We start from the raw sequence: 26,866 nt of genomic DNA, 5'->3' as shown, positions 1-26,866 counted from the left end.
GACGTAACCAACCGGAAACGCCGGGTCTCCTTCCCCACCTAGGATCGCCCCATGGATCGTCTCTTGGTCACCGGCGGCGCCGGCTTCATCGGCTCCAACTTCGTCCACCACGTCATCGCCCACACGGATGCCGTCGTGACGGTGCTGGACAAGATGACGTACGCCGCGAACGCCGAGGCCTTGACCGGCCTCCCGGAGGACCGCGTCCGCCTGGTCGTCGGGGACATCGCGGACGAGTCGGTCGTCGAGCCGCTCGTCGACGGGCACGACGCGGTCGTCCACTACGCGGCCGAGTCGCACAACGACAACTCCCTCGACGACCCGTCGCCCTTCATCCGGACGAACGTCCTCGGCACGTTCACGCTGCTCGAGGCGGTGCGCAAGGCCGGGGTCCGCTTCCACCACGTCTCCACCGACGAGGTCTACGGCGACCTCGACCTGGACGACCCCAAGCGGTTCACCGAGGACACGCCCTACAACCCCAGCAGCCCCTACTCCGCCTCCAAGGCGGGCTCCGACCACCTGGTCCGTGCGTGGGTGCGCAGCTTCGGCGTGCGGGCCACGATCTCCAACTGCTCCAACAACTACGGCCCGTGGCAGCACGTCGAGAAGTTCATCCCCCGCCAGATCACCAACGTCGCTGACGGCGGCAGGCCCAAGGTCTACGGCGACGGCCTCAACGTGCGCGACTGGATCCACACCGAGGACCACTCCTCCGCCGTGCTCGCGATCCTCGAGCGCGGCCGCATCGGGGAGACCTACCTGATCGGCGCCGACGGCGAGAAGAGCAACCTCGAGGTCGTCCGGGCGATCCTGCGCCACTTCGGCCGCGACGAGGACGACATCGACTTCGTCAACGACCGGGCCGGCCACGACCGGCGCTACGCCATCGAGTCCGGCAAGCTCCGCGCCGAGCTCGGCTGGCGCCCGACGTACGACGACTTCGACGCCGGCCTAGCCGCGACGATCGAGTGGTACCTCGCCCACGACGACTGGTGGCGTCGCGCCAAGGCGTCGACCGAGGCCGCCTACGCCGCCAAGGGCCAGTGATGCCCGCTTCGGTGGTCGAGCCCCCTTCGGCGGTCGAGCTTGCCGAGACCCCCATCCCCGGCCTGCTCGTCGTGCGGATGCCGGTGCACGCCGACGAGCGCGGCTGGTTCAAGGAGAACTGGCAGCGCGAGAAGATGGTCGCCCTCGGCCTGCCCGACTTCGGTCCCGTGCAGAACAACGTGGCGTTCAACGCTCGGCGCGGGGCGACCCGGGGCATCCACACCGAGCCGTGGGACAAGTTCGTCAGCGTCGCCAGCGGCCGCGTCTTCGGAGCCTGGGTGGACATGCGCGAGGGCGACTCGTTCGGGGCCACGTTCACGATCGAGATCGACCCGTCGGTCGCAGTGTTCGTCCCCCGCGGGGTCGGCAACTCCTACCAGGCGCTCGAGGACGGCACCGTCTACAGCTACCTCGTCAACGACCACTGGCGACCGGGCACGGCCTACCCGGCGCTCGACCTGGCCGACGAGACCGCGGCCATCCCGTGGCCGATCCCGCTGACCGAGGCCGACGTCTCCGAGAAGGACCGCAACAACCCCTCGCTCGACGCGGTGACGCCGATGCAGCCCCTCCGCACCGTCATCATCGGCGCCGGGGGGCAGCTGGGACGCGCGCTAGCCGCGGAGTTCCCCGACGCGGAGACCCTCACACGGGCGCAGCTCGACGTCGCCGACGCGGCCGCCCTGGAGGCGTGGCCCTGGCACGACTACGCCCTCGTTCTCAACGCCGCCGCCTGGACGGCTGTTGACGCGGCCGAGACCCCCGAGGGCCGGAAGGGCGCGTGGGCGGCCAACGCCACGGGACCGGCCGTGCTTGCCCGCCTGGCCCGGGAGCACCGGTTCACGCTGGTGCACTACTCCACCGACTACGTCTTCGACGGCACGTCCCCCGAGCACCGTGAGGACGAGCCGCTCAGCCCCCTCGGCGTCTACGGCCAGTCCAAGGCGGCCGGCGATGCCGCCGTCGCGACCGCCCCACGCCACTTCCTCCTGCGGACGTCGTGGGTGGTCGGGGACGGCAAGAACTTCGTCCGGACCATGCAGGACCTCGCCGGCCGCGGGATCTCGCCGTCGGTGGTGGCCGACCAGACCGGCCGGTTGACGTTCGCGTCCGAGCTGGCTCGCGCGACCCGGCACCTGGTCGTGGCAGGCGCGCCGTACGGCACCTACAACGTCTCCAACGGCGGCCCGGTGACCTCGTGGGCCGACCTCGCGCGGGCGGTGTTCGAGCTGTCCGGACGTGACCCCGCCGACGTCACGGACGTGACCACGGAGGAGTACGCCGCCGGCAAGGACCTCGCGCCCCGCCCGGGTCACGGCGCGCTCGACCTGACCAAGCTGCGGTCGACCGGGTTCGAGCCGGAGGACGCCCTCGACGCCCTCAAGCGCTACTGCGCGGAGTCCCCGCGGCCGTAGTCGTCCTCGAGGCGGCAGATGTCGTCCTCGCCGGTGTATTCGCCACGCTGGATCTCGACGATCACGAGCGGCTCATCCTCGGCGTTGACGATCCGGTGGGCCTGGCCCAGCGCCACCTCGACGCAGTCGCCGGGGCCGGCGACGGTGGTCTCACCGTCGATGATGCAGGTCGCCTTGCCGGTCACGACCACCCAGTGCTCCGAGCGGTGCTCGTGGGTCTGGTAGCTCAGGCGCGAGTGCGGGTTGACCTCGATCCGCTTGACCTTGTAGCCCTGGCCCTCGTCGAGGACGTGCCACGACCCCCACGGCCGGTCTTCCGAATGCAGCGACATTGCTTCCTTACCCCCACGCAGGTGCCGACAGTTTCGGCACGTTTCAAGGCTATCCGCCGGACAGAGTCGCCCACCGGGGTGAACGCAGATTTAACGCCGGCGCAACCCGGCAAGGGCAGGGCGCACATCGGCGAGGAACACGAACGCCGCGATGGTGAAGGCGAGGTTGATGATGTTGATGGGCCCCGCACCCACCATCACGATCTGCACCACGAGCCCCAGGCCCAGGATGATCGCCCACGCGGGCTTGGTGAGCTTGCCGGCAGCCGTGTAGGCCTCGGCGGAGTAGGTCAGGCAGGCCACGATCGCGAAGATCTTCACGCCGAGCAGGATGACTTCCACGATGAGCGAGAAGTAGCCCTCGACGGCGAACACGGTGAACACGCCCCACAGCCTACGTGCCGCGTCCGGTGGTTGAGGAGCGAGCCAGCTCTTCGGTGGTTGAGGAGCGAGCGCCACCGCGCGTCTCGAAAGCCACCTCCGCCGAAACGGCCTCGTAGCACTTGTGACCTAGCATCGCGCCGTGAGCATGCGCGACCGAGTCAGCCCCAGGCCGAGCCGAGCCCGCATCGGCAAGGCCCCTGTCGTCGCGATCATCGGGACTCGGGGCTACCCCAGCTTCTACGGAGGCTTCGAGACAGCGGTTCGGCGCCTCGCGCCGGCCCTGGCCGACCGTGGCTGGCTTGTCCGCGTCTACGGTCGTCCCGAGGGCGCCTCTCCCACCAGGTCCATCGAGGCAGATCCGCGGGTGGAACGGGTGGTGACGCGCGGCGTCCAGTCCAAGGCCCTGAGCACGCCGACCTTCGGCCTGACGTCCGTGCTGCACGCCCTGTTTGCCAAGCCCGACGTGGCCCTGGTGATGAACGTGGCCAATGGCTTCTGGCTGCCCCTGCTCAAGTGGCGTGGCGTCCGCACCCTGGTCAACGTCGACGGCATCGAGTGGGAGCGCGACAAGTGGAGCCCCCTGGGCAAGGCGGTGTTCCGGTGGGGAGCGCGCTTCACGGCGCGCTTCGCCGATGAGCTGGTGTTCGACGCCGAGGCCATCGGCGACTACTGGCGTCGAGAGTTCGGGCGCGACGGGGTGTTCATCCCCTACGGCGGGGACTGGGTCGACGACACCACGCTCGACGAGGATCTGGAGCCCGACGCCTTCGCGCTGCTGGTCGCCCGCTTCGTGCCCGAGAACAGCATCGGCGAGTTCCTCGACGCAGCCCCGCACATCGTGGAGACGATGGACCTCGACGTCGTCCTCGTCGGCTCGGCGCCCCCGGGCGATCCGCTGTTCGAGGCGACCCAGGCGCTGGTCGCCGCGAACCCCCGGATCCACCACCTCGGCCACGTCAGCGACGACCGGCGACTCTTCGGCCTCTGGAAGCACGCGGCCGTCTACTTCCACGGGCACACCGTGGGCGGGACCAACCCCGCCTTGGTGCAGGCCATGTCGCTCGGCGCCAAGGTGGTCGCCCGGGACACGGTCTACAACCGAGAGGTCCTCGGCGAGGTGGGTCACTACTGCGACGGCTCCCGCGAGTCCATCCTCGCTGCCTTCAAGGAGACCCTGGGCGACGACCGCGCCCTGAGCGACATGGTCCGTGAGCGCGCCGGCGAGTTCTACTCCTGGCAGCTGGTGTGTGACCGCTACGCGGAGGCCCTCAGCACGCAGCTTCCCGCAGGGCGGGCCGCCGCACTCCAGACCGTCTGACGACGCAGAAGCCCCCGGGACCTCATACGTCCCGGGGGCCTCACGCAGTCAGAACAGCGTCAGCTGTCCTTCGTCATCTCTTCAGTCGCCAACCTTCGCGGCGGCGTCCGTGGTCGCCTCGGCCGCGGCGGTAGCGGTCTTCTTGGCGGCCGTGGTGGTGGCCTTGGCGCTGCTCGGCGCAGACGACGTCTTGGCCGTCTTCTTCGCAGCGGTCGTGGTCTTCTTCGCGGCCGTCTTGGTGGTCTTGGCGGCCTGCGTCTTGGTCGTCTTCGCCTTGGCGGTCGTCGTCTTGGCGGCGGTCGTGGTCGCCTTGGTCGACTCCTGCTTGCGGATGCGCGTCACCAGCGTCTCGCCGCGCTTGGCGAGATCGGTGTAGACGTCGGTGACCTTGGCGGGGAGCTCCTTCGCGTCGGCCTGGAGCTCGGCCACGCGGGCCTCGATCGCGGCGCGGCGGGCCTTGGCGTCGGCCGAGATGGCCTCGACGCGGGCGTTGACCACGGTGACGGCCTGGGTGCGGAAGGTCTCAGGCTTGAAGTCGGTGACGGTCTTCTGCACGTCGGCGACGCGGGTCGAGACGTCCTTCTGGACGCCGGTGAACTTCTTCTGCACGTCGGTGACGTACTCACGCACGACCTCGACGGCGAGGTCGGTGACGCCGACGCCGACGTACAGCGGGCGCGCGGCAACTGCGGGGATCTCGAGGGACTTGATGTCGAACTTGGTCTTGGCCATGTCGGGCTCCTTGCTCTGGTGCGGTGGGTCGTGCGGGTGGATTCAGCTCTCGGGCTGGGCGGAGTCCTCGGGGCGTCCGGCGTTGAGGGCCAGGAACGACGCGTAGACGTCCAGCAGTGACTGCTTCTGTCGCTCGGTGAGGCCGGTGTCGTTGAGGACGGCCAGCTCGACCGACCCCCCGACGCCGTCCTCGGGGCTGATGATCCCGGCGCGGATGTAGAGCTGCTCCGCGGAGATCCGCAGCGCCCGGGCGATCTGCTGCAGCACCTCGGCCGAGGGCCTCCTCAGACCGCGTTCGATCTGACTGAGGTAGGGGTTGGACACGCCTGCCTGCTCGGCGAGCTGGCGGAGGGACAGCCGCGCTGCGATCCGCTGTTCCTTCAGATAGTCGCCGAGTGACTCGACGGTCTTGCCTACCTTGCCCTTGGCCATGACTCCATAGTGCTAACTGGAGTTAGCAAATGCAAGCACGGGCGGCGAGAGACATGTCACGAGCGCACCAAAGAGCCCTTATTTTGTTGGCCGTTCGCTAGTCAGCCGTCTGCTAGCAACCAGCCCGCGACCGCCACCAACAGCCCCGCAACGCCCGCGAGGTCGCCGGCCGTGAGCCCATGTCCGGGCATCACGACCACGAGGACGTCACCCTCCATCGGGGAGTTCACGAGGAACCACAGCACCGAGACAGCGGCCAGCAGCAGCGCGCCGGTCCTCTTCAGGGGCAGAGCGACCGCAGCGCTCACCACCAGGGCGACGAGCACGAGGCCGGCGAGCACTAGTAGGAGGCCCGGATCTCGCCCACGGGCACGCCGCCACCGAGCAGGGGCAGCCGGCCGGTGTCCCGCACGGCGTCGGCGTCAACGCCCTCGGCCTCCAGCACGCCGCTGCGGCGCAACGCCTCGGCCATCAGCACCGGCCGCACCCGCGGGGCGCCGTCGTCGGTCTTGAGCGCGAAGGCGCGGCCGTCGGGCAGCGCCACGGCATAGACCGACTCCGCGCCGGCCTTGCCGATGGCACCGGGGATGGCGGCGAGCAGGACGCGCTCGTCGCGGTGCGTCCCGGACACGTACGCCGGGTGCTGCCGGATCGCGTCGGCCACCCGGGTCGATCGGTGGTCGAGCTTGTCGAGACCGTCCGTCCCGAGGGCCAGGCGCCTGAACGCCCGTGCCAGGCCGACCAGCGAGGCGGACAGCAGCGGAGCGCCACACCCGTCGATGGCAGTCGTCTCCACGGGCTCGCCGGTCATCTCGGCGAAGGTCTCGGCGATCGCCGCCTGCAGCGGGTGGTCGACGTCGCGGTAGTTCTTGGTGGGCCAGCCGTTGAGGACGCAGGTGGCGAGCATCGCGGCGTGCTTGCCGGAGCAGTTCATCAGGATCGGCGACCGGGTGCCGTTGGCCCGGATCACGATCTCCTTGGCGTCGTCGTCGAGCGGGTAGTCCGGGGGCGTCTGCAGGTCCGACTCGTCCAGACCGGCCCCGGCGAGGATCTTGCGGACGCCGTCGACGTGGAACTGCTCGCCCGAGTGGGACGCGCAGGCGAGCGCCAGCAGCTCGGGATCGAGGTCGAGGCCCAGTCGCACCATCGCGAGCGCCTGGATCGGCTTGTTGCTCGAGCGCGGCAGGATCGGGGCCTCCACCTGCCCCACCGACCAGTCGACCGACCCGTCCGGGGCGAGCGCCACCACGGATCCGTAGTGGTGCCCCTCGACGAATCCGGAGCGCACGATCTCGGCCACGACCACGGGGGAAGACATGCCCGCAGCGTAGTCAGCGCGCAATGGCAGGATGACCCCCGTGTCGACAACCCCCGCGCCGCAGCACTGCCCCACGCCCCGGGAGCTGGACGACCTCGAGCTCCTCGTCACAGGCGCCCTGGCTCCGATCCGGTCCTTCAACGAGCCGGGCAGCCCGGTCACCCTGACCCTGCCCGAGCCGGGCGAGGTCGAGCTGGTCGACCCGGAGGGCCTCCCGCTCGCCGTCGTCGCCGCCGACGGGGCGATCACCCCGCTCACCCACGCGCAGTACGGCCCGTTCCGCCGGCTCTACCTCTCCCCCGCGGCGGCGCGCGAGCAGTACGCCGGTCGCACGTTCGTGCCCGTCACCGACGCGCTGGACGATGCCCAGCTCGACGCCCTGCGTGCGGCCGGTCCGCTGGTCCTGCTGGCCCTCGTGGGCGCCGGCACCCCGGCCCTCTCCCCCGTCGCCCTCATCCGCGCCACGCTCGCGGCCGCCGACCTGCTCCCCGACGCCGCCGTCGTGGCCGTTCCCCTCGCCTCCCACGGCGATCCGTCGGTCGACCACGACCTCGGCGTCCAGGTCGTCACCAACTACGCCGCTGGCGACCCCGTCCTCGCCCTGCCCGATTCGGTGGTCGAAGGGTCGCCCGATTCGGTGGTCGAGGGGTCGCCCGCTTCGGTGGTCGAGGGGCTGCCTGATTCGGTGGTCGAGCTTGCCGAGACCTACCACCCGTCGATCCAGGCGATCATCGACGTCGACCAGCCGGCGCCGGACGAGCAGGGCCTGGTCCTCTTCTTCACCGGCCTGTCCGGCAGCGGCAAGTCCACCCTGGCCCGCGCCCTGATGGACCGCCTCCTCGAGCAGGGCACCCGCACGGTCACGACCCTCGACGGCGACGTCGTACGCCATCACCTCTCGGCGGGCCTGACGTTCTCCAAGGCCGACCGCGAGACCAACATCCGCCGGATCGGCTGGGTGGCCGCCGAGATCTCCCGTCACGGCGGGGTCGCGGTGGTCAGCCCGATCGCGCCGTTCGACGAGACCCGCCAGCAGGTGCGCGCGATGGTCGACGAGGCCGGGGGCGCGTTCTTCCTGGTCCACGTGGCCACGCCGCTGGAGGAGTGTGAGCGCCGCGACCGCAAGGGCCTCTACGCCAAGGCCCGCCGCGGCGAGATCCCCGAGTTCACCGGCATCTCCTCCCCCTACGAGGAGCCCGAGGACGCCGACGTCCGCGTCGACACGACCGGCCGCACGATCGACGAGGCGCTCGAGGACGTCGTCGATGCCCTCGCCGAGGCCGGCTACCTCGACCTCCGCACGTCCGCCCCCACCTCGGTGGCCCCTTCGGTGGTCGAGACTCCTGTTCCGGTGGTCGAGGCTCCTGCTCCGGTGGTCGAGCCTGCCGAGACCCTCAACGTCCTCTTCGTCTGCACCGCCAACATCTGCCGCTCGCCCTTCATGGAGCTGACGGCCCGCCACCTGGCCGGCCCGGACGCGAACATCACCTTCGCCAGCGCCGGCACTCACGGCTTCATCGACCACCCGATGGACGAGGTCATGTCGACAACGCTCGCGCCCCGCGGCGTCGACGGTGTGGAGTCGTTCCGGAGCCGCGCGCTGACCGCCGACATGGTCGCGTCGGCCGACCTCGTGCTCACCGCCGAGGCGGCCCACCGCACCTTCATCCTCGACGACCAGCCCGGCGCGTTCCGCAAGGTCTTCACCCTCGGCCAGTTCGCCGAGGCGGTCCGGGGAGTCGACCAGGAACTCCACGGCCGCAACCTGCTCGCGGCCATCGGCGACCGCCGCGGCACGGCCGACCCCAAGCTGGACGTCGTCGACCCCTACCGACGCGGCCCCGAGGCCGCCGAGTTAGCAGCCAGGGAGATCGAAGCCACGTTGCGCGCCGCTGTAACTGCACTACTTCCCTAAAGTAAGGTCAATCGGCATGGGCGATCTCATCACCACCACCTTCTTCCAGATCATGGCGGCCGGGTTCTTCGTCGGCATCGTGGTCGGCCTGACCGGCATGGGCGGTGGCGCGCTGATGACTCCGGCGCTGATCTTCCTGGGCGTCGGCGACGCGTCGACCATCGTCACGGCTGACCTCACCGCGGCCGCGATCTACAAGTCCGGCGGCGCGATCACCCACGCCAAGGAGGGTTCCCCGAACCTACCCCTGGCCAAGTGGCTGATCATCGGCTCCGTGCCGATGGCGCTGCTCGGCCCGTGGCTGATCCACGCGGTGGCCGGCTCCGAGCCCGACTCCCTCGACACCCTGCTCAAGGAGTGCATCGGCTTCGCCCTGCTCCTCGCGGCCGCCACCTACGCCCTGCGCCTCTACCTGAACCTCCGCCGCGTCCGCGGTGGTGGCGCCAACGCGGACCCCGACCCGCACATCCGGCCGCTCGCCACCCTCGCGGTCGGCGCCCTCGGCGGCCTGCTCGTCGGCATCACCAGCGTCGGCTCGGGCTCGGTCATCATGATCGCGCTGCTCATGCTCTACCCCGGCTTGTCCGCCGTGAAGCTGGTCGGCACTGACCTCGTCCAGGCGGTCCCGCTGGTCCTGGCCGCCGCCATCTCCAACATCGTGATCAACGGGCTCGACTGGACGATCCTGATCCCGCTCGTGATCGGCTCCGTCCCCGGCACCATCCTCGGCAGCCGCATCGCGCCGAAGGTGCCCCAGTCGTTCATCCGCCGCGGCATCGTGATCGTGCTGACGATGTCCGGCATCGCGCTCCTCGACAAGGCCGGCTGGCCGCCGCTCGGCAAGGACTCCGAGCACCCCATCCTCGTCGGCATCGTCGGCATCGTGATGGTCGTCGTCGTGCCCCTGATCTGGGGCGTGCTGCGCAAGGAGCAGGGGCTGCCGTTCATGGGCGCCCCGACCGTCGCCGAGCTCGAGGGCGACACCTTCCGCCGTCGCGCCAGGCGGGTCGAGCAGCAGTAGTTTCGAGACGGGCGCGGAGCGCCCTCCTCAATCACCGAAGCTCAGGGGCGGCCGAGCGCCCGGTAGTGCCAGCCGGCCGCCCGCCACGCGACGGGGTCCAGGCAGTTGCGTCCGTCGATGATCCGGCGCTCCCGCACGTGCGTGGCCAGCTCGGTCGGGTCGAGGGCGACGTACTCCGGCCACTCGGTGAGCAGCAGCACCACGTCGGCGCCGCGCACGGCCTCCTCGACGGTGTCGGCGAAGTTGAGCTCGGGCCACTTCTTGGCCGCGTTGTCGATCGCCTTGGGGTCGGTGACGGTCACCCGCGCGCCCTGCAGCTGCATCTGGGCGGCCACGCTGAGCGCCGGCGAGTCGCGTACGTCGTCGCTGTCCGGCTTGAAGGCCGCGCCGAGCACGGCCACCTGGCGGCCGACGATCGAGCCGCCCGACACCTCGCGGGCGAGGTCGACCATGCGGACCCGGCGGCGCATGTTGATCGAGTCCACCTCGCGTAGGAAGGTCAGCGCCTGGTCGACGCCCAGCTCGCCCGCCCGGGCCATGAAGGCCCGGATGTCCTTGGGCAGGCAGCCGCCACCGAACCCGACGCCGGCGTTGAGGAACTTCCGACCGATGCGGGCGTCGTGGCCGATCGCGTCGGCCAGCAGCGTCACGTCGGCGCCGGTGGCCTCGCACAGCTCGGCCATCGCGTTGATGAAGGAGATCTTGGTGGCGAGGAACGAGTTGGCCGCCACCTTGACCAGCTGGGCGGTCGCGAGGTCGGCCTCGATCTTCGGCGTGCCCTCGCCGAGCGCGACGGCGTACACCTCGTCGAGCTTGGCGACGGCCTCGCGTGCGGCGGCCGAGTCGGCGAACCCGTAGACCAGGCGGTCCGGGTGCAGCGTGTCCTTGACCGCGAAGCCCTCGCGGAGGAACTCCGGGTTCCAGACCAGCTCGGCCTCCGGCTGTACCTCGCGGATCCGCTCGGCAAGCTCCTCGGCGGTGCCGACCGGCACCGTCGACTTGCCGACCACCACGTCACCGGCCTTGAGCAGCGGCAGCAGTGCCTCGAGCGCCGCGCGCACGTAGGTGAGGTCCGCGGCGTTCTCGCCCCGCTTCTGCGGGGTGCCGACGCAGAGGAAGTGCACCGTCGCCTCCGCGGCCGCGGCCGGGTCGGTGGAGAAGGTGAGCCGGCCTGACGCCTTGCCCTCGAGCAACAGCTCGGGCAGGCCGGGCTCGAAGAAGGGGGCCTCGCCGCGCTCAAGCGCCTCCACCTGCTCGGGGAGGACGTCGATGCCCACCACCTCGTGACCCAGTCGGGTCATGCAGGCGGCGTGAACCGCACCGAGGTAGCCACAGCCGAAGACAGAGATGCGCACGCCCGGAGTCTATGTGGCGCGCGCCGCATTGCTCCGGGGTTCACAGAGCCGTTACGTGGGGCACAGTGGTGACCGTCACGGGCTCGAACCGGACGGTTCGCCGCTGCGCCGAGGCGGTGGCTACGATGAGCCCTGCTGTCCCGACGAGAGGTCCCCTGTCAGTCATGACCCAAACCCATGCCGACTACCAGCTGAGTCAGCTCGACCAGCTCGAGGCGGAGTCGATCCACATCTTCCGTGAGGTCGCCGCAGAGTTCGAGAAGCCCGTCCTGATGTTCTCGGGCGGCAAGGACTCCATCGTGATGCTCCGCCTCGCCGAGAAGGCGTTCTACCCCGCGAAGATCCCCTTCCCGGTCCTCCAGGTCGACACCGGCCTGGACTTCCCGGAGGTCCTCGAGACGCGCGACAACTGGGTCAACCGCCTCGGCGTCAAGCTCGTCGTGGCCAGCATCGACGACGCGATCGCCAACGGCATCGTGGTCGACGACGGCAAGACCAGTCGCAACCGCATGCAGATCGGCACCCTCCTCAACGCCATCGAGGAGAACGGCTTCACCGCCGCCTTCGGCGGTGGCCGCCGCGACGAGGAGAAGGCCCGCGCCAAGGAGCGCGTCTACTCCCACCGCGACGAGTTCGGCCAGTGGGACCCGAAGATGCAGCGCCCCGAGCTGTGGAGCCTCTACAACGGCCGCATCCACCAGGGCGAGCACATGCGGATCTTCCCGCTCTCCAACTGGACCGAGCTGGACATCTGGGACTACATCGGCCGTGAAGGCATCGAAATCCCCAACATCTACTTCTCCCACCAGCGCCGCGTCTTCGAGCGCGACGGCATGCTGATGAGCGAGACGCCCCTCAACCCGCTGCGCAGCGGCGAGGTCGTCGAGGAGCGCACCGTCCGCTTCCGCACCTGTGGCGACATCTCGCTCACCGGCTGCGTGGAGTCCACCGCCTCCACGGTCCCCGAGATCATCGAGGAGATCGCCGTGGCCACGCTCACCGAGCGCGGCGCCACCCGGGGCGACGACCGCTTCTCCGAGGCCGCCATGGAAGACCGCAAGAAGGAGGGCTACTTCTGATGGCCGACGAGATCATCACCGGCAACATGGACCTGCTGCGATTCGCGACCGCGGGCTCGGTGGACGACGGCAAGTCGACCCTCATCGGTCGCCTGCTGCTCGACTCCAAGTCGATCTTCGCGGACCAGCTCGAGGCCGTCGAGGCCACCAGCGCGTCCAAGGGCTTCGACTACACCGACCTCGCACTGCTGACCGACGGGCTGCGCTCCGAGCGCGAGCAGGGCATCACCATCGACGTGGCCTACCGCTACTTCGCGACGCCCAACCGCAAGTTCATCATCGCCGACACCCCGGGCCACGTGCAGTACACCCGCAACATGGTCACCGGCGCCTCGACGGCCGACCTCGGCCTCGTGCTCGTCGACGCCCGCCAGGGCCTCACCGAGCAGTCCCGCCGGCACGCCGTGCTGCTGTCGCTGCTCCGGGTGCCCCACCTGGTGCTGGCCGTGAACAAGATGGACCTCGTCGACTTCTCGCAGGAGGTCTACGAGAAGATCCACGCCGAGTTCACCCAGTTCGCGACCAAGCTCAACATCCCCGACCTCGAGGTCATCCCGATCTCGGCGCTCGCGGGCGACAACGTGGTCAACCGCTCCGAGAACATGTCGTGGTACTCCGGTCCCACGCTCATGCACCACCTCGAGCACGTCCATGTGGCCTCCGACCGCGACTTGGTCGACGTCCGCTTCCCCGTCCAGTACGTCGTGCGCCCCAAGTCTGACGAGTACCACGACTACCGCGGCTACGGCGGCATGGTCGCCGGCGGCGTCCTGAAGCCGGGCGACGAGGTCGTCGTCCTGCCCTCGGGCATGACGTCTAAGATCGCCGGCATCGACCTGCACGACAAGGAGCTCTCCGAGGCCTTCCCGCCGATGTCGGTGACGGTCCGCCTCGAGGACGACGTGGACGTCTCCCGCGGCGACATGATCGCCCGCGTCAACAACGCCCCGAAGCCCTCGCAGGACATCGACGCGATGATCTGCTGGATGACCAACGAGCCGCTGCGTCCGCGCCAGAAGCTCGCCATCAAGCACACCACGCGCACGGCCCGCGCCCTGGTCAAGGACATCCAGTACCGCCTGGACGTCAACACGCTGCACCGCGACCAGGAGACCAAGGAGCTCGGCCTCAACGAGATCGGCCGCATCCAGCTGCGCACCACCGTGCCGCTGCTGTGCGACCCCTACTCGAAGAACCGCACCACGGGCTCGTTCATCCTGATCGACGAGGCAACCGGCGTGACCGTCGGCGCCGGCATGATCAACAGCGGCAGCTGACCCACTCGAGCGGCTCCGGAGTCTGCACCATCCCAGTTTCGATGGTGCGCAAGGCACAGGGGGGCGGGGACCAATAAGTCCCCGCCCCCCGTTGGCAGTTGTCCTCGCTCTGCTGCCCCTGGCGACAGCCCGAAGTCTTGTCAGGCAACGACGTGACCCAGCCCTTGGGCCGACTGCCGCCTCCGCGATCCTGACTCGTCGGACCAAATATCCCCACGTTTAGGAGCGAACCCGCGCAAGCTCATCGAATCGCGTTACGTAATCCGCGACACAAGCGACCCACGAGTAATTTCGCGCGACTAACTCGCGGCCGTTGGCGCCAAGCAATGCTAGGCGGTCGGGGTCATCCAGCAACATGACAATCGCTTCCGCGAATTGTTCACCGGTCGACGCAACGACAGCATTCAGACCGTCAACAAGCCCAGCGATCGGAGCGGCTGCATTCTCGTTGAGAACAACTGGTGCGCCTGCACTCATGGCCCGCAGAGCCTTGAGGAGCACCCCGGCAGGAACCATACTCGGCGCAAGGTTCAGGGACGCCCTCGCGAACTCAATGTCGAGGTCGGGCACGTCAGATATGAGTTCAACTCGGGGATCGCCGGCGAGCACCCGCAGCGATTCTGGCGGTCGCGCACCGACGATCCGCAACCTGACTGCCGGATTCCTTCGCCACACGTGGGGCATCACCTCGCGCACTAGGAACTCAACCGAAAGCTGATTGGGGGCTCGCCATAGGGCTCCAGCGAATAGGCAAGTAGCAAAGTCGTCCGGAATCCAGGGGCTTGCCAGAGTGTCAACGCCTATGCGAACTACCGACGCATTCCCGCGTCGCGAGGCTAAGAACTGTTGATCGCGTTCGGAGAACACAAATATGTGCTGGGCGCGACGAACCAGTCGCCATTCCAGCAACCTTGTGGCGAGGTAATCCCGCCAGCTGATGATGGCCCGCCAGCCAGAAGCCTTACGGGCTGCCCCCAGCGCAATTCGCTGACTGACGTCGTGGAAAGTCGCCGTGACAGGGAGGGACTGAGCGTGCAGCGCGACCTCGGCGGGCTGCAGGTACTCAATGTGCAACACATCCGGGTCAAGAAGTTCGATCAGTTGGAGCACTTCGCGTGTGTGCTGCTTCTGCCAGTCGAATCGAAGTCCCGAGGGATAAGGCAATAGGTGCCTCCATCGCGAGACACGTCGAAGCGGAGTGGCCCCGTGCATGGTCAGAGTTGCACCACTTGGAGCTGTCCAAGGACCTCCAAGGGAATCATCCGCCGCGTAGACATGGAGTTCGACCTTGCCCGCCAAGTGGCCCAAGAAGGGCGCGGCGAGATCCCCGGCCGCATGGTCATGCACACCCCGAGGCGAATATGGCGTGACGACTAGAATCTTCATCTCAGTCCCACGAAGTTGTCGAGTGCCATCCCCCGGAGGGAGGCAAGCCGCTCTTGCACGACTCCGGCGATCGCCGGATCACGTGCAATACGTCGAATCGCCTCGACCGCCTCGCGTCCCAGCCCCACCGCCGGGGACAGGATGAAGTCATCGAGACCCGTCAGCGCCATCAGGCCCGATACCTTCCCCTGCGACGACAACACGGCAGCAGGCCGGGCAGCCAAGAGGCTGAAGATCGCTAGGTGCATTCGCCCACTGAGTGTCGCGAAGGCCTTAGAGGCCACCCAGGCCACCTGGGCCGGACTGAGAAGCTCGCCAATGAGCAAGACAGCGTCGTCGCCCTCGAGTCCCCGAACAACCGAGCGACACGCCGCTAGGTCATCATCGCCAGGGCGGATCACATGCGGAACCGCGAGCACTGCAAAACCGTCCGCAAGCATCGTCTCGACAAAATATCGATACTCATCCAGCAGCACCGTAGATGACATCAAGAGTCCACTGGCATTAACAATCACAATTCGGCGGCCAGCGATCGCCATCCGATCACACCAGCCGACTATGGGTTCGTAGGGTTCAGTCTGATTGAAGCAGAACACCATGTCGGAGACCTGCACAAGCTTTTCCAAGTGTAATGAGACTAATCGCTCGTACGAGTGCGGGTCACGTACACACAGTTCCGTTCCTGGCTGAGTCTGTCGAAGGGCCCTGACAACCGCGGGCGACGCGCGACCATTCCAACTGAAGCCTGTGACACGAGTGGAGAGCCCCGCCGCATTCGCTACGGTCAGCATGTTGAAGCGGAGCACGGCCTCCAACTTGTCATACCCACCGTCCATAATGTCGGCGCCAATGATCGACACCGTTCTCGAGGCAGGCAGCAAGCTGCGCAACGATGCTCTCAACCCGCGGCGACGCCACCAGGGTGCGTCGAGGAGACCTGGGGCCACTACGACATCGATTCGCGGGGCGTGCCGCCTTGGGATGCGATGGCTATCCACCCGGGCCAGCAATAGGGTCACGGGCCCATCCACATGATCCAACCAAGCCTCGAGCATCGCCTGATCGCCAATGTTGCCCATGCCCACAGTTGGCACAAGGAGGTGTCGCGGACCCGAGCGGCTTGGTACAGGGCGACTGACCAAGATCGAATCCCATCTAGCGACGAGAAGTTCGCAGCGTAAGGACACCCAGGAGCGCGCGAGCCGGTGTTCGAGGGCGAAGAGCCACCCCTTCGCCTTCGCCACCAAGCTAGAGCTGACTGGCTCCACCCACCTAAGCATGTCGCCACGCTACCCGTGACTTCTTCTTGCTGGAGCACAAGCGGCCATGGCCGTCCTCTCACCTGAGACCCAGCCAATCGATCCGGAAGATGCCGTACCATGTGGGGAAAAGCGCTGAGTTCTAGGCAGGTGGGCATGGGGCGCGTTGGCCTAGTAGCGCTGCTGATGTTTTGCGGCTTGGCGATAGGAACCATTGGGTGGCGGCGCAGCCTTGGTCTCGCGTTCTTGCTGTCGGCAGCCGGAGCAGGGACCGTCGTATATCGGAGCGCTACCTACAGCCGGCACTACGGCATCACCGATGCTTCGATTACTCTCAGCTCAACCTTGTTGCTACTCCTCGTTGCCGCAATCATCGTGGAGGCTCGCGGTGAGCGTGCTGTTCCCTGGGTGCCACTGTTTCTGTTCACAGTCGGCGGAGTTTCGCTCCTACTCCTTTACTGGGGGGACCAATCCCAGCAACGCGCAGGGTTGTTGCTCTACGTGTCCGCACTGCTAGCGTTCGGTGTTGGCAGGTGGTTGGGCGAAAACGCGACGCCGCGCTACGAAGTGCTAGTCGCAATCGGACTTAGTTCGGTGACCGCTGCCCATCTGGTTGCGGCCACATTCCAGTCACGCGGTGAACTCGTGGGAACCTCTGGCGACCCGGCGGCGCGCGACTGGGTTCTCAACTCGCACCGAATGCTGGGGTTCTACAACCATCCCTCCACCCTGGGGAAGACCACGTTCCTGCTGCTCTTCTTTCTCCTACCGCTGACCATGTCACGATCACGCGTGGCACGCGGCTCTGCCCAGATTGGTATCGTCCTCGGATTCATCGCGAGTTTCCTGACAGTGTCCCGCGCAAACGTCGCTGCGAGCGCGTGCGCCGTCCTTATCTGGATTCTGATCAACCGCAAAGCAGTATCGAATGGTGCTCGAATCGCAACCGCAGTCGCCGTCGGGGCCGCTACATTTGGCAACCTTGGCGCCATCTCTGCGCTCGAGACCAGAAACCAAGCCGATCCAACCGGCGGACCTCGAGACCAACTACTTAGTATCGGCCTCCACCAGATCGCAGACACTCCATGGTTTGGCGTTGGCGCGAACTACTACAGCGAGTTTGTGGGCAGGTACGACCCGTACGCTGCGACCGGCTTCCCCGTTCATAACACATTTCTCCTCGGAGTGGCGGAGTTGGGCATTCCACTCGCGGTGGTGTTCTTTTCGCCCGTTCTTCTGACAGTAATGATCGGTTGGCAGCGTTGGCAGCGCAATGGGTTCTTGGACGCACGGACTGCCGCCATGGTCGCCACGGTGCCCGGCACGCTGCTTATCACACTGACCGGCTGGGGCATGCTTTCTGAGGCATCACTACTCTTGTGGTACGCCGCACTCGGGAACCTTGCCACCCGCGGACCAGAAGTTCTCGTATCAACAGATAAGAGTTCCAACGGCGACGCAGCCGTTCCCGGCACATTCTCGTCTCATCCAGATGGCACGTCTCCAAGTGTGGCAACAATGAATGCGTCAAATTGACGCCGCCCAAGCCGCGCGGCGCAAGCTCAATTAGGCGGGGCGGACTAGTCACTGTCTGTGGACAACTTGCCAAGACCGTGATTCAGTTCCTAAGTCTTATCACATTGTCGAGAATACTCTCACCGCGCGACTTCGGGCTTGTCGCATTGCTAACTGTCTTCGTCATGCTTGGTGAGCTCCTTCGGGATTTCGGCTTGACCCAGGCCGCCATGCAAGCGAGATCTCTTACACGCGCCCAAGCCAGCAACTTGTTCTGGACGAACCTTGGCGTCGGCGCCGTCCTGGCCGGGATCCTCGCCAGCGCGGCGCCCCTACTCGCCTCGACACTGGATGAACAGGCGCTCGCCAAGATCGCGCCGTTCATCGCTCTGTCGTTGTTGCTCAATGCGGCACAGTCCCAGTTCCAAGTTCAACTGGCGCGCTCATTTCGTTTCATGGCCTTGACGCTGACCGACGTCGCGGCCCAAACGGCTGGATTCGCGAGTGCCCTAACCGCCGCCTTGTTAGGAGCCGGGTACTGGGCGTTGGTCGTCCAGATTCTCGTCGCACTCTCGGTCCTACTCGCTCTGCGGGCTGCAGCGTCGGGATGGACCCCTTTGCTGCCCACAAGAGGCGCAGGCATGCGCGAATTGTACCGCTACGGAATCGACGTGGGATTCGCGCAACTTGTTGCATATGGGGCATACAACACCGATTCATACATCATCGGGTTCAGGTATGGTGCTACGGCCTTGGGTGTTTACAGTCGAGCATTCACACTTCTGATGGTTCCCTTCAATCAATTACTCGGCCCACTAACGAACGTCGTCTTGCCCGTCCTCTCCAGGGAACGGCACGGATCCGGAGAGTTCACCCCTACGCTTCTCCGCATCCAATACGTCTTGGGCGGAGCACTGATCGGACTCTTCTCGATCGTCGTCGGCCTAGCTCAACCCATCGTTGAACTCGCGCTCGGAAGCGAATGGGCTCAATCCGCAATCTTTCTTCGCATACTTTCGGTCGGCGGGGCGTTCCAGGTTCTCAGCTACGTTGCTTACTGGGCATTTCTCGTAGCTGGCCAGACGCGACACCTGTTTTGGCAGAACGTCTTGACCAAAGCCGTGCTCGCGGCATGCGTAATCACAGGAGCCTCCATGGGGCACGGAATAGTTGGCGTTGCATCTGGTTACGCGATTGGGCTAGCCGTCTCTTGGCCAATTAGCCTGATCTGGCTGACAAGAACCAACTCACTATCGGGATACGAATTCGGCTCGTCCGGTGTCTACCTACTCGGTTGCGGCGCTCTCATCGCGTTGGCGTGCGCCGGCACTTTCGATATTCTTCGGCACCACTGGAGCCTCCCCCTACTCGGGAGCACACTCGGCGCGTCGACCTGTGGGGTCTCAACCTACGTCCTTCTTGCCCTCGCGTCGCCTGTTACTAGGGAACCTATTCAGGATATTTGGAAATCATTAGGAGTTGTGCTGGGTCGCAACGGGCGCCGTATCACTTCGGATACAAGTCGACGTGGAGATCGCGCAACTCGATGACCATCGCGACCATGTCCAATCGCAATCATCATGATCACAAGCTCATGATCTGGGATATCGAGCTCGCTTCGGAGACGGTCGAGCACGTCAGAATCCACACTCATGTTGAGCATGCACGTATCCAGTCCTACGGCATGCGCTGCCCAAACCAAGCTCATTGAGAATATCCCTCCCTCAATCCAGCCTTGGTTGCGTTCGCCCGAACCGCTCAGGAGTCGCGCATCTACCGTAACCAGCGCTACAACGGGTATTGATTCTCCGAATCCGGCGTTGCCGTTCTGGTATCGAAGTACAGTCGATGTCCTGTCGCCCTCATAGAACCGCACATGCCATGCTTGACGATTACATACGGACGGGCTGTGAATCGCTAGAGCAACCGCCCGCTCCAATAAGGTTGGTTCAACCAAACGATCCGAAAAGCTACGCACGCTGTGGCGACTCGTGAAGAATGCCTCGGGTTCGGCAACGGCGGCCGAGCTGGTTTTGCGCAGTGGACTCACATCGTCGTCGACGCCATCCCCACTGTTCCAACGCAACAACGCCGATAGCGCTGTCCTCGCGTGGCCAACATACGGGGGAACGGGTTCATGATTAGGTGTGAGTTGGGCAAGGCGTTCCGCCACCGTTAGACCGAATGGCAGCTTCGGTTCGAGAAGAGCGAGTCCTTTCTCGATTCTGTGGTAGTCCTTGGTCACCTGTCCCTCGAGATTTCGCCCGGTGAGGCCCTGGACCAGGTGATCTTCCGGGAACATGGCCCGCGCGTACCTCTGCCGATCGGCTTCGAACTCTCGCTTCAGCTTCCGACGAGCTCGGGATCTCTCCCGTGCGTCCTTGAGCAACTTCGGAGACAGATCACCGATCACACTCTTGATGCGCCTTCGCACGTTCACCCATCACCTTCGGTCTCGTAACTCAGTCTCGTCCGCTACTCCCAAACGCCAACCATCGCGGACAGCTCTGATCCGATCGCGTCCGGATGGCCGCAGGTCGCGTATGAACCATGACCAGACGCCCTTTGCTCCGTGCTCGATTGCGATCCGAACAGCCAAACTCCTCCGGGAGAGACGACGAGCAAGCAGTATCCGATTGCGAATGGCGTAGTAGAGGCCCATGGATCCGGGTTCCTGGTACGCCACGGCCTCGGCCAGAAGGACTACGCCACGTCCAGAGCGACGCATTCGCACGAAGTAGTCCACCTCCTCGAGATACAAGAAGTAGGGCTCGAACATGCCACCAATGTTGAAATGGTCACGCACGCGGACAAGAAAGCAACAACCGTCCACCCAATCCACTGGCGAGGCGCTCCACTCTTTGCGCGCCACGGGATAGCAATCCCGGAGCGAGAGGTCTCCACCTGCGGACCAAACTACCTCTGGGTCACTCTTGAGGTAAGTCAATGGCGCCGAGACCGCAACGCTTGGATCGATATCCAAAGCGGCGCTAAGCGCATTGAGGAGTCCCCGACGTGTCCGAACTTCGTGCGTGAGGACAAGCACGCGATCGGCGCCCTGATCTCGCGCATGCTTGACGCCCAAGTTTACACCCGCGCCATAACCGATATTGCCCTGTTCGCTCTGGACAATCTGAATATGAGGATGCAGAAGTGTCAACGCACCGAGCGCACCATCGGGAGATCCATTATCTACCAGAATCACGAACTCTTCCGGAATTCCTTCAGCCAAGCAATCGGATATTGTATCGAGCACGCTTGGCCAGTTCATGTAATGAACTATGGCCGCGTAGGTCTTCCCGTTCAACGCGCACAACTCTCGAGTCGAAGATCCGACACCGCTGCTGACACCGTCTTCCGAAACGCTTCAAAACCGAAGACCGATTCGAACTCTCGCCGGGGAACTCTCGGATACCGCGATAAGTCCGTTCCCAGGCGACCAAGATCGATTACGAACTTGCGCATCTCCCTGGGGAGGCCATCGCGCACGTGTGCGGTTCCGAAAACTGGCACCCCGTGCGCTAAAGCCTCTATCGCCTTGATCTTGATTCCGCTCCCGTGAGTAATTGGAACTACCGCAGCGTCGATATTGCCATAGAATTCCGCAACCTCGTCGACTGGCCCCATGACAGTGATCGGAAAACCCCAGGTCTTGGTGATTTCAGAGCCGTAACCGGCGACAACTATCTCAAACTTGGGATTGCTCAGAAGAGCCGAGTGTCTCGTGAGGAAATCTCGAAGCGAATACACGTTCGGGCCATAATAGAAGTTTCCAATGAAGCCCAGCCTTGTGACCCCGACGGAGCCGGCTGTGTGGGCAACCGGACGGTATGTTACGGGATTCGGCAACCAACGCATCGGGCGAGAACTTCCCTGCAGCATGGCCTCATACTCGGAATATCCCGCGATCGTGTTCGACCCAACCAGCGACGGATACGCTGCCTCGCGACGATTCCATATTCGCGCTTGTATGCGCCCCCCGGCGATGGACGATTGGCGGGCGTCGCCGATGGTTCTCGAGCTCACACTCCACAGGTCCATCCAGTCAAAGATCAGGCGATCGGAGGCCGAGGATCGGAGGGCAGATCGGAACACCGCCGGCACAGTAGCGACCACAAGATCCGACTGTTCAGCAATCTTAGGAAGTTTCTTGTCGAGGGGCATCGGAAGGAGTGCTTTCTTGAGGCGTCCAAGTGTCCCCACACCCTGCCCCTCAACTGCCACCTCACGTGTCCGCAAAGGCACAATCTGTGTGTCGAAGCCCAATTGTTCTATGGCGCGCGCCCAAGCCATCGCCCGGGCGCCACCACCGTCGGGACGCAACTCATCGCCAGCGTACCAATAGACGATTGACGCCTTATTCATCGAGCTGCGAACCTCGCCTTCACTTCGCCACGTCTCGGTTAGCAGCCTTGACGGATGGAATCGGAGTGACCACTCGGACTATGGCCTCGGCATAACGAGCAACCCCGTTGCGACTTAGTGCCGCGTCCCTGGCGTTCTCCACGAGTGAGGATGCCAACCCTGGGTCCTTGATGAGACGTTCAATTTGGTCTGCGAGGACTTCAGCGTCTCCTACTGGAAAGAGGAGCCCCGTCTTACCATCGTCAATTGACTCGCAATGTCCCTCCGCCGTACTCGCGACGACGGGGCGTCCGGAGTATTGCGCCTCGACAACAGAATTGCCATATGGCTCAACTCGGGAAGGCGCAATAACTATGTCCAATTGATCTAGGGCCCCCCAAATAGGTCTGACGTATCCGTGAAAGTGAACTGAGTCTGCCAATATCGGCTGGCTGGCCTCGGCCCGAAGATCTTTCTCGTAGGTCTCGTAACCTTCAAACGCACTTCCGTACAGATGTAGTTCAACGGGGTGTCCGCGCTCGCGCAGCAGGCGCACTGCGTCAAGCGCGTCCATCGTTCCCTTTCGCGGGGATAGCCGGGCCACTACACCGAGTGCGATCACATCTCCCCGCGGAGGGGGTGACACTGGTGTAGGGCGATCACGAACACCGTTGCGCACAAGAACGGACTTTCGCGCGATCATCGAGACAGTGTCGGTTGCTGACCTTAGTGCGGCCCTACTGATCATGATATTGGCGTGCGAAAGAGCCAGTGGTCCATACAGGCCCATTCGAGTGATCGCCCGATCATGGCCCTCAGCCTCATGAACGTGGCAGATCGTGCGCGCACCCGCCAAGCGTCCGGCGGCTAACCACCAAGGGAGGGTGACGGTGTTGACGTACACAACGGAAGCACGATGGCGACGGATACACAGCACGAGGCGGGGGAAGGCACGCGTCGCCCGGACGCCCAGGCTCAGAATTCCTCGAATCGACAGGTCTGTGCGCCGAAGGACCGGGAAGTTCAAGAATTCGGGAACTCCACCCGCATCCTCGATGTCCCCAGTCAGGGGCCCCGGCTCTGGTGTCACGACTACGACCCTCAGCCCCGCCGATGCCATTGCTTTGACACTTTCGATCATCTGAAGGTCCGACCCGTATACGTCAGACCCGGGATTGACCACCACGACGGTCAAGGTCGGAAGCCCGCGTCGCGTCGCAGAGACATGCTCCTTGATCACGTCGATGCCTTCACCAGGTCGCGCACCGATTGTTCAAGTGAGACCACTGGTTCCCACCCGAGGCTTGTATGGATTCGGCCGTTGTCCCCCCGCACGTCGGTCGGGTCGTTTGGGCGGAGCCGGGTTGGATCGACCTGCAACTGTGGAATGTCGACCGCCATGGCTCGGGCAATGTTGCCGAGGAGTTCATGCCCAGAGACGGACCGCCCAGAGCAGACGTTGAGGACGCCATGGCCGAGATCCGGGACCTCGAGCGCCAGACGATATGCACGCACGACGTCACGGACGTCCGTGTAGTCCCTTCTCGTGTCGAGATTCCCCACCCGCAGGTCCTCGCGCAAGAAGTGGGCTCTGCGGACCCCCGCAACCAGGTCCGGGAGGATGAACCCAGGGCCTTGGCCGGGACCGATGTGATTGAAAGGCCGCATCACGACGATGTCCAGGCCCCGCCTACGGTAGTACGCGGACTGAATCTCGGTCACTAACTTACTCATCACGTACGGAGACGTCGGGACGGTCGGCTCATCTTCCGCCAGTGGTTCGGAGGACGGACCGTAGACTGCGCCGGTGCTGACGACGACGATACGCGGCGAAGCGGGCGACGCCAGGATCGCTTCAGCCATGTGGGTCATCGGCGCACTGTTCGCTGCTATGTACTTCTGCGGATCGTCAAAGGACGGGCCGACCGCAGATAAGGCCGCGAGATGAACCACACCATCACACTCGACACCCGGCCACCCCGCAGTGAGGTCTCGGTCGAAGTAGTCGGTCAAGACCCCTGCCATCTCGGGTGTTACTGGTCCCAACCCGACCCCGACGACGGTATGCCCGTGGTTGAAAAGCTCGCGTCCGAGATGGCGGCCGACGAAGCCGTTGACGCCCGTCACGACGACCTTCACGTCTGCACTGCCCCGTGCATCATGAGCGACCGGCGAGATCGAGGTCGTGCCGGACCATCCTGGTGACCAGTCCCGCGAAGTCAACCTCCCTCTTCCATCCAAGGACCCGCTCCGCCTTGCTTGGGTCCCCCAGCAGGATGTCTACCTCCGCCGGACGCATGAACTGCTTGTCTTGGCGAACATGGCGTTTCCAATCGGTGATACCAACCACCGCGAAGGCGAGGGCAAGGAATTCTTCGATGGAATGCGTCTCTCCAGTGGCCAGCACAAAGTCGTCGGGCTCGTCGTGCTGGAGCATCTGCCACATGCCCCGGACATAGTCACCCGCATATCCCCAATCGCGCTTCGGCCACAGGTCCCCGAGCGTCACAAACTCCTGCTTGCCGAGGTGAATATTAGCGACGGCGTTGGTGATCTTGCGCGTGACGAACTCAAGACCTCGCCGCTCGCCCTCGTGGTTAAAGAGGATTCCCGTCGAAATGAACATCCCGTAACTCTCGCGGTAGTTCCGAGCAATCCAGTGGGCATACAGCTTTGCTACGCCGTAGGGGCTACGTGGATGGAACAGTGAGTCCTCGTTGTATCCATTGCCTGGCCTGTTGTAGTCGAGCCCCCCAAACATCTCTGACGTCGATGCTTGATAGAATCGCGCCTTGGACGAATAACCCGTGACACGCATGGCTTCAAGAAGGTTCAAGACGCCCTTAGCGGTGATGTCGGCGGTCAACTGCGGATTCCGGAACGAATATCCAACATGGCTAACGGCACCTAGGTTGTAAATTTCCTTGGGCTCCGACGTCAAGACGGCTTCGATCAATGACGTCTGATCTGTTAGATCAGCCTCGATGATGTTGATGAACGGGAACTCCGTTTCGAGCGCCTCCCGTCTGGCGTTTCGCTGGCCGCGCAGCAGACCGAAAACCTCGTAACCCTTTTCGTGGAGGAGCTCCGCGAGATGACCACCGTCCTGGCCCGTGATTCCTGTGATCAGCGCACGAGGACGTTCACCCGCCAAAGCCACACCTTCTAACTCGTTAGGCATGTCGTTCTCCTCTTCCATCGATCGGGGGTCGGCGTCGGTGACGGAGCACCAAACGGATTGCGAGAGGCAGATCCTTCATGCCCCACCCGACTCGGCGGAGTCGAGCCACCGTCAGCCCCCACGAGCCGGGTCGCGCCGTCGGTTGTTTTTCCCTGATCTCGGCCTCAGTCAGAACAAGGGACCTGAGGATCAGTCGTGGCCAGCGGCGCAGTGGAGCGCGCGAGAGCTCGAAAAGCGCAGGGACAGACTTGACTCCAGAAGAGTGTGTGAGCAGATCCCACTCCAATGGCAATGTGCGGTCGCCGAGGTGGGTGCTCTCGATCCCCAGGTCAGTAAGCACTTCAGCCAACACCGCAGATGATCCCGTTCGCTCTGACAACTCTTGTAGCTCGCGCTTTTCGGCGTCACTGAGGTCCTGCAGTACCCGGATGAGCATCTCCAGATCAGCGGATCGGCTGTCCCTGAGGCTATGGAGTGCGGCGACGAGTGCGTGGGCCAGACGATCGGGAACCCATAGGGACGCTCCGGCAAGGTGGACGGAGTGGCGGCGTTGCCAGAGAACTTCGAAGACAGCTTGAGGATCCGCAAAGAAACCCGGGTACCGATCGTGGATGTCTACCTCGCAGGGCCAACGTTCGTGCGCGACCGCCACTGAATGCAGGGGAAGGATCTGCGCGGAGGTCGGCGGAATGCGGACGATCCACCCGAGGCTCGCCATCCTCCGCCGGAAGTCCTCACACGTTGCCGGATCAACCCATATGTCGACATCCGAGGAGACATGTCCCCCGCGCAGCCCCTGAAGTTCCAGAGCCGGGCCTTTGATCGCTAAAGCACGGACTCCCGCGTCGCGAGCGACGCGGGAGACCATGGCGTAACCAAGGGGGACGGCCTCCGCGAGTTCGAGACTCGTCACGGCAGGCTGTCGTGGGTGGGACTCAGACGCTGTCCGAGTCCTGGTCCGAGGAGCCTTCGCCGATCACCGACACGGAGATCGTCGCGGCGGGCTTCTTCTTCGTCTTGCCGTTGAGGTCGATGTCAACGTCGAGCGGGCCCGTCTTCTCGCCCGGCTTCACGTGACCGTCGTTGGAGACGAACGTGAAGGCCCACGGGCCGTCGCCGTCACGACCAGCGAAGGTCCAGGGGCCGTGCGCGCTGACGAACTTCGGAGCCTTGCTGAACGGGCCCTTGTCCTTGACGGGGAGGGAGATGACGGCGGTGAGCTGACCGGCGTCGGACTTCCCCTTGTTCTTCACCGGGGACAGGGTGACGTGCAGGCCGGAGGCCCCACCCGTGTAGTTGGCCGAGAAGCCAGTGATCTTGATGAGGGCGGGTCCGGGCTGAGGCGGCGACACGGCGAGCGCCGGCGCGGCGGTCGCGAGCGTCACGGCCGGGACGGCCCAGGCGAGGTGGGCACCGGTCTTCACCACGGAGCGGCGGCTGACGCCGCTCGACGAGGTGTCGGTGGTGTCGACAGAGTCGAGGTCGTTGTGCATCTATATCTCCAAGGTGAGTGTCCCCATGCTTACGAGGCAGGACTCTATCCTCAATTTTGG

General features: G+C 65.0%; 26 protein-coding genes. 9 read left to right on the top strand and 17 right to left on the bottom strand.

All coding sequences use genetic code 11. The features are described 5' to 3' along the window. Positions 1 to 51 precede the first annotated feature (51 nt). A complete protein-coding gene (gene rfbB / locus EJF31_RS13280; RefSeq protein ID WP_125037480.1) occupies positions 52 to 1,050 on the top strand; it encodes a dTDP-glucose 4,6-dehydratase in 999 nt (332 codons plus the stop codon). Further along, on the top strand, positions 1,050 to 2,465 hold the full coding sequence (locus EJF31_RS13275; protein ID WP_125037479.1) for a bifunctional dTDP-4-dehydrorhamnose 3,5-epimerase family protein/NAD(P)-dependent oxidoreductase: 1,416 nt from the start codon (positions 1,050 to 1,052) through the stop codon (positions 2,463 to 2,465). The genes rfbB and EJF31_RS13275 overlap by 1 nt, the downstream gene beginning before the upstream one ends. Here EJF31_RS13275 and EJF31_RS13270 read toward each other — a convergent pair. Further along, positions 2,438 to 2,797 (bottom strand): phosphomannose isomerase type II C-terminal cupin domain, encoded by a 360-nt coding sequence (locus EJF31_RS13270; protein ID WP_125037478.1) that lies wholly within the window; start codon positions 2,795 to 2,797, stop codon positions 2,438 to 2,440. The genes EJF31_RS13275 and EJF31_RS13270 overlap by 28 nt on opposite strands. Before the next feature lie 90 nt (positions 2,798 to 2,887). Next, positions 2,888 to 3,181, bottom strand: a complete 294-nt coding sequence (locus tag EJF31_RS13265) for a DUF2516 family protein (RefSeq protein ID WP_185736252.1) — start codon at positions 3,179 to 3,181, stop codon at positions 2,888 to 2,890. Positions 3,182 to 3,326: 145 nt separating this feature from the next. Here EJF31_RS13265 and EJF31_RS13260 point away from each other — a divergent pair, with 145 nt between their 5' ends. Beyond that, entirely contained in the window at positions 3,327 to 4,499 is a 1,173-nt protein-coding gene (locus EJF31_RS13260; protein ID WP_125037793.1) for a DUF1972 domain-containing protein, read from the top strand. Positions 4,500 to 4,580: 81 nt separating this feature from the next. Here EJF31_RS13260 and EJF31_RS13255 read toward each other — a convergent pair whose 3' ends face one another. The 4 genes from EJF31_RS13255 to EJF31_RS13240 form a co-directional block, all read right to left on the bottom strand. Next, positions 4,581 to 5,231, bottom strand: a complete 651-nt coding sequence (locus EJF31_RS13255; protein ID WP_125037476.1) for a hypothetical protein — start codon at positions 5,229 to 5,231, stop codon at positions 4,581 to 4,583. A 42-nt stretch (positions 5,232 to 5,273) separates the two neighbouring features. Further along, on the bottom strand, positions 5,274 to 5,663 hold the full coding sequence (locus EJF31_RS13250) for a helix-turn-helix domain-containing protein (RefSeq protein ID WP_125037475.1): 390 nt from the start codon (positions 5,661 to 5,663) through the stop codon (positions 5,274 to 5,276). Between the two features lie 101 nt (positions 5,664 to 5,764). After that, positions 5,765 to 6,004 carry a hypothetical protein gene (locus tag EJF31_RS13245; protein WP_125037474.1) on the bottom strand — a complete coding sequence of 80 codons (240 nt, stop codon included), beginning with the start codon at positions 6,002 to 6,004 and terminating at the stop codon, positions 5,765 to 5,767. Continuing rightward, positions 6,004 to 6,981: an asparaginase gene (locus EJF31_RS13240; protein ID WP_125037473.1), complete on the bottom strand. Its 978-nt coding sequence runs from the start codon at positions 6,979 to 6,981 to the stop codon at positions 6,004 to 6,006. Before EJF31_RS13240 ends, EJF31_RS13245 begins: the two co-directional genes overlap by 1 nt. 40 nt (positions 6,982 to 7,021) lie before the next feature. On the opposite strand from EJF31_RS13240, the gene cysC reads away from it, so the two are divergent. Both cysC and EJF31_RS13230 read left to right on the top strand, forming a co-directional pair. Then, on the top strand, positions 7,022 to 8,896 hold the full coding sequence (gene cysC / locus EJF31_RS13235; protein WP_260430823.1) for an adenylyl-sulfate kinase: 1,875 nt from the start codon (positions 7,022 to 7,024) through the stop codon (positions 8,894 to 8,896). Between the two features lie 16 nt (positions 8,897 to 8,912). Then, positions 8,913 to 9,917, top strand: a complete 1,005-nt coding sequence (locus EJF31_RS13230) for a sulfite exporter TauE/SafE family protein (RefSeq protein ID WP_125037471.1) — start codon at positions 8,913 to 8,915, stop codon at positions 9,915 to 9,917. A 41-nt stretch (positions 9,918 to 9,958) separates the two neighbouring features. Here EJF31_RS13230 and EJF31_RS13225 read toward each other — a convergent pair whose 3' ends face one another. Continuing rightward, positions 9,959 to 11,272 (bottom strand): UDP-glucose/GDP-mannose dehydrogenase family protein, encoded by a 1,314-nt coding sequence (locus tag EJF31_RS13225; RefSeq protein WP_125037470.1) that lies wholly within the window; start codon positions 11,270 to 11,272, stop codon positions 9,959 to 9,961. Positions 11,273 to 11,436: 164 nt separating this feature from the next. On the opposite strand from EJF31_RS13225, the gene cysD reads away from it, so the two are divergent. Both cysD and EJF31_RS13215 read left to right on the top strand, forming a co-directional pair. Next, positions 11,437 to 12,351, top strand: coding sequence for a sulfate adenylyltransferase subunit CysD (gene cysD / locus EJF31_RS13220; RefSeq protein WP_125037469.1), 915 nt, complete (start codon positions 11,437 to 11,439; stop codon positions 12,349 to 12,351). Beyond that, positions 12,351 to 13,628, top strand: coding sequence for a sulfate adenylyltransferase subunit 1 (locus EJF31_RS13215; RefSeq protein ID WP_260430822.1), 1,278 nt, complete (start codon positions 12,351 to 12,353; stop codon positions 13,626 to 13,628). The genes cysD and EJF31_RS13215 overlap by 1 nt, the downstream gene beginning before the upstream one ends. Before the next feature lie 219 nt (positions 13,629 to 13,847). Here the strand turns inward: EJF31_RS13215 and EJF31_RS13210 are convergent, their stop codons facing one another. Continuing rightward, the gene (locus tag EJF31_RS13210; protein WP_260430859.1) at positions 13,848 to 14,840 is read right to left on the bottom strand and encodes a glycosyltransferase family 4 protein; all 993 of its coding nucleotides are present in this window, start codon (positions 14,838 to 14,840) and stop codon (positions 13,848 to 13,850) included. Between the two features lie 170 nt (positions 14,841 to 15,010). Next, entirely contained in the window at positions 15,011 to 16,093 is a 1,083-nt protein-coding gene (locus EJF31_RS13205) for a polysaccharide pyruvyl transferase family protein (protein WP_185736250.1), read from the bottom strand. 774 nt (positions 16,094 to 16,867) lie between these two features. On the opposite strand from EJF31_RS13205, the gene EJF31_RS13200 reads away from it, so the two are divergent. Next, positions 16,868 to 17,809, top strand: coding sequence for an O-antigen ligase (locus EJF31_RS13200; RefSeq protein ID WP_185736249.1), 942 nt, complete (start codon positions 16,868 to 16,870; stop codon positions 17,807 to 17,809). Next, complete coding sequence (locus EJF31_RS13195; protein WP_185736248.1) at positions 17,806 to 19,338, top strand: lipopolysaccharide biosynthesis protein; 1,533 nt, start codon at positions 17,806 to 17,808, stop codon at positions 19,336 to 19,338. The genes EJF31_RS13200 and EJF31_RS13195 overlap by 4 nt, the downstream gene beginning before the upstream one ends. Here the strand turns inward: EJF31_RS13195 and EJF31_RS22570 are convergent. The 8 genes from EJF31_RS22570 to EJF31_RS13155 form a co-directional block, all read right to left on the bottom strand. Next, complete coding sequence (locus EJF31_RS22570; RefSeq protein WP_125037465.1) at positions 19,242 to 20,090, bottom strand: nitroreductase family protein; 849 nt, start codon at positions 20,088 to 20,090, stop codon at positions 19,242 to 19,244. The genes EJF31_RS13195 and EJF31_RS22570 overlap by 97 nt on opposite strands. Positions 20,091 to 20,231: 141 nt before the next feature. After that, a complete protein-coding gene (locus tag EJF31_RS13185; RefSeq protein ID WP_260430821.1) occupies positions 20,232 to 21,095 on the bottom strand; it encodes a glycosyltransferase in 864 nt (287 codons plus the stop codon). Beyond that, positions 21,092 to 22,153 (bottom strand): glycosyltransferase family 4 protein, encoded by a 1,062-nt coding sequence (locus EJF31_RS13180; RefSeq protein WP_125037463.1) that lies wholly within the window; start codon positions 22,151 to 22,153, stop codon positions 21,092 to 21,094. Before EJF31_RS13180 ends, EJF31_RS13185 begins: the two co-directional genes overlap by 4 nt. A 19-nt stretch (positions 22,154 to 22,172) precedes the next feature. Next, positions 22,173 to 23,273, bottom strand: a complete 1,101-nt coding sequence (locus EJF31_RS22565) for a glycosyltransferase family 4 protein (RefSeq protein ID WP_373994723.1) — start codon at positions 23,271 to 23,273, stop codon at positions 22,173 to 22,175. Between the two features lie 95 nt (positions 23,274 to 23,368). Next, positions 23,369 to 24,271 (bottom strand): GDP-mannose 4,6-dehydratase, encoded by a 903-nt coding sequence (locus EJF31_RS13170; RefSeq protein WP_185736246.1) that lies wholly within the window; start codon positions 24,269 to 24,271, stop codon positions 23,369 to 23,371. A 19-nt stretch (positions 24,272 to 24,290) separates the two neighbouring features. Next, a complete protein-coding gene (locus tag EJF31_RS13165; protein WP_260430820.1) occupies positions 24,291 to 25,331 on the bottom strand; it encodes a GDP-mannose 4,6-dehydratase in 1,041 nt (346 codons plus the stop codon). Further along, a complete protein-coding gene (locus EJF31_RS22560; RefSeq protein WP_125037460.1) occupies positions 25,306 to 26,181 on the bottom strand; it encodes a nucleotidyltransferase family protein in 876 nt (291 codons plus the stop codon). The genes EJF31_RS13165 and EJF31_RS22560 overlap by 26 nt, the downstream gene beginning before the upstream one ends. A 67-nt stretch (positions 26,182 to 26,248) precedes the next feature. Then, positions 26,249 to 26,806 (bottom strand): hypothetical protein, encoded by a 558-nt coding sequence (locus EJF31_RS13155; protein WP_125037459.1) that lies wholly within the window; start codon positions 26,804 to 26,806, stop codon positions 26,249 to 26,251. Positions 26,807 to 26,866 lie beyond the last annotated feature (60 nt).

The organism is Nocardioides sp. LS1, assembly GCF_003865225.1.
In the GTDB taxonomy this organism is placed as follows: domain Bacteria; phylum Actinomycetota; class Actinomycetes; order Propionibacteriales; family Nocardioidaceae; genus Nocardioides; species Nocardioides ginsengisegetis.
The sequence above is the reverse complement of the archived record's forward strand: the minus strand, read 5'-3'. Positions and strand labels throughout refer to the sequence as shown.

Excerpts from the sequence above, each read along its gene's own strand:
- rfbB (WP_125037480.1), top strand. The coding sequence starts at position 52 with ATGGATCGTCTCTTGGTCACCGGCGGCGCCGGCTTCATCGGCTCCAAC.
- EJF31_RS13275 (WP_125037479.1), top strand. The coding sequence starts at position 1,050 with ATGCCCGCTTCGGTGGTCGAGCCCCCTTCGGCGGTCGAGCTTGCCGAG.
- EJF31_RS13270 (WP_125037478.1), bottom strand. The coding sequence starts at position 2,797 with ATGTCGCTGCATTCGGAAGACCGGCCGTGGGGGTCGTGGCACGTCCTC.
- EJF31_RS13260 (WP_125037793.1), top strand. The coding sequence starts at position 3,327 with ATGCGCGACCGAGTCAGCCCCAGGCCGAGCCGAGCCCGCATCGGCAAG.
- EJF31_RS13255 (WP_125037476.1), bottom strand. The coding sequence starts at position 5,231 with ATGGCCAAGACCAAGTTCGACATCAAGTCCCTCGAGATCCCCGCAGTT.
- EJF31_RS13250 (WP_125037475.1), bottom strand. The coding sequence starts at position 5,663 with ATGGCCAAGGGCAAGGTAGGCAAGACCGTCGAGTCACTCGGCGACTAT.
- EJF31_RS13240 (WP_125037473.1), bottom strand. The coding sequence starts at position 6,981 with ATGTCTTCCCCCGTGGTCGTGGCCGAGATCGTGCGCTCCGGATTCGTC.
- EJF31_RS13230 (WP_125037471.1), top strand. The coding sequence starts at position 8,913 with ATGGGCGATCTCATCACCACCACCTTCTTCCAGATCATGGCGGCCGGG.
- cysD (WP_125037469.1), top strand. The coding sequence starts at position 11,437 with ATGACCCAAACCCATGCCGACTACCAGCTGAGTCAGCTCGACCAGCTC.
- EJF31_RS13215 (WP_260430822.1), top strand. The coding sequence starts at position 12,351 with ATGGCCGACGAGATCATCACCGGCAACATGGACCTGCTGCGATTCGCG.
- EJF31_RS13210 (WP_260430859.1), bottom strand. The coding sequence starts at position 14,840 with ATGCACGGGGCCACTCCGCTTCGACGTGTCTCGCGATGGAGGCACCTA.
- EJF31_RS13205 (WP_185736250.1), bottom strand. The coding sequence starts at position 16,093 with ATGGGCAACATTGGCGATCAGGCGATGCTCGAGGCTTGGTTGGATCAT.
- EJF31_RS22570 (WP_125037465.1), bottom strand. The coding sequence starts at position 20,090 with ATGTTCCCGGAAGATCACCTGGTCCAGGGCCTCACCGGGCGAAATCTC.
- EJF31_RS13180 (WP_125037463.1), bottom strand. The coding sequence starts at position 22,153 with ATGAATAAGGCGTCAATCGTCTATTGGTACGCTGGCGATGAGTTGCGT.
- EJF31_RS22565 (WP_373994723.1), bottom strand. The coding sequence starts at position 23,273 with ATGATCGAAAGTGTCAAAGCAATGGCATCGGCGGGGCTGAGGGTCGTA.
- EJF31_RS13165 (WP_260430820.1), bottom strand. The coding sequence starts at position 25,331 with ATGGAAGAGGAGAACGACATGCCTAACGAGTTAGAAGGTGTGGCTTTG.
- EJF31_RS22560 (WP_125037460.1), bottom strand. The coding sequence starts at position 26,181 with ATGGTCTCCCGCGTCGCTCGCGACGCGGGAGTCCGTGCTTTAGCGATC.
- EJF31_RS13155 (WP_125037459.1), bottom strand. The coding sequence starts at position 26,806 with ATGCACAACGACCTCGACTCTGTCGACACCACCGACACCTCGTCGAGC.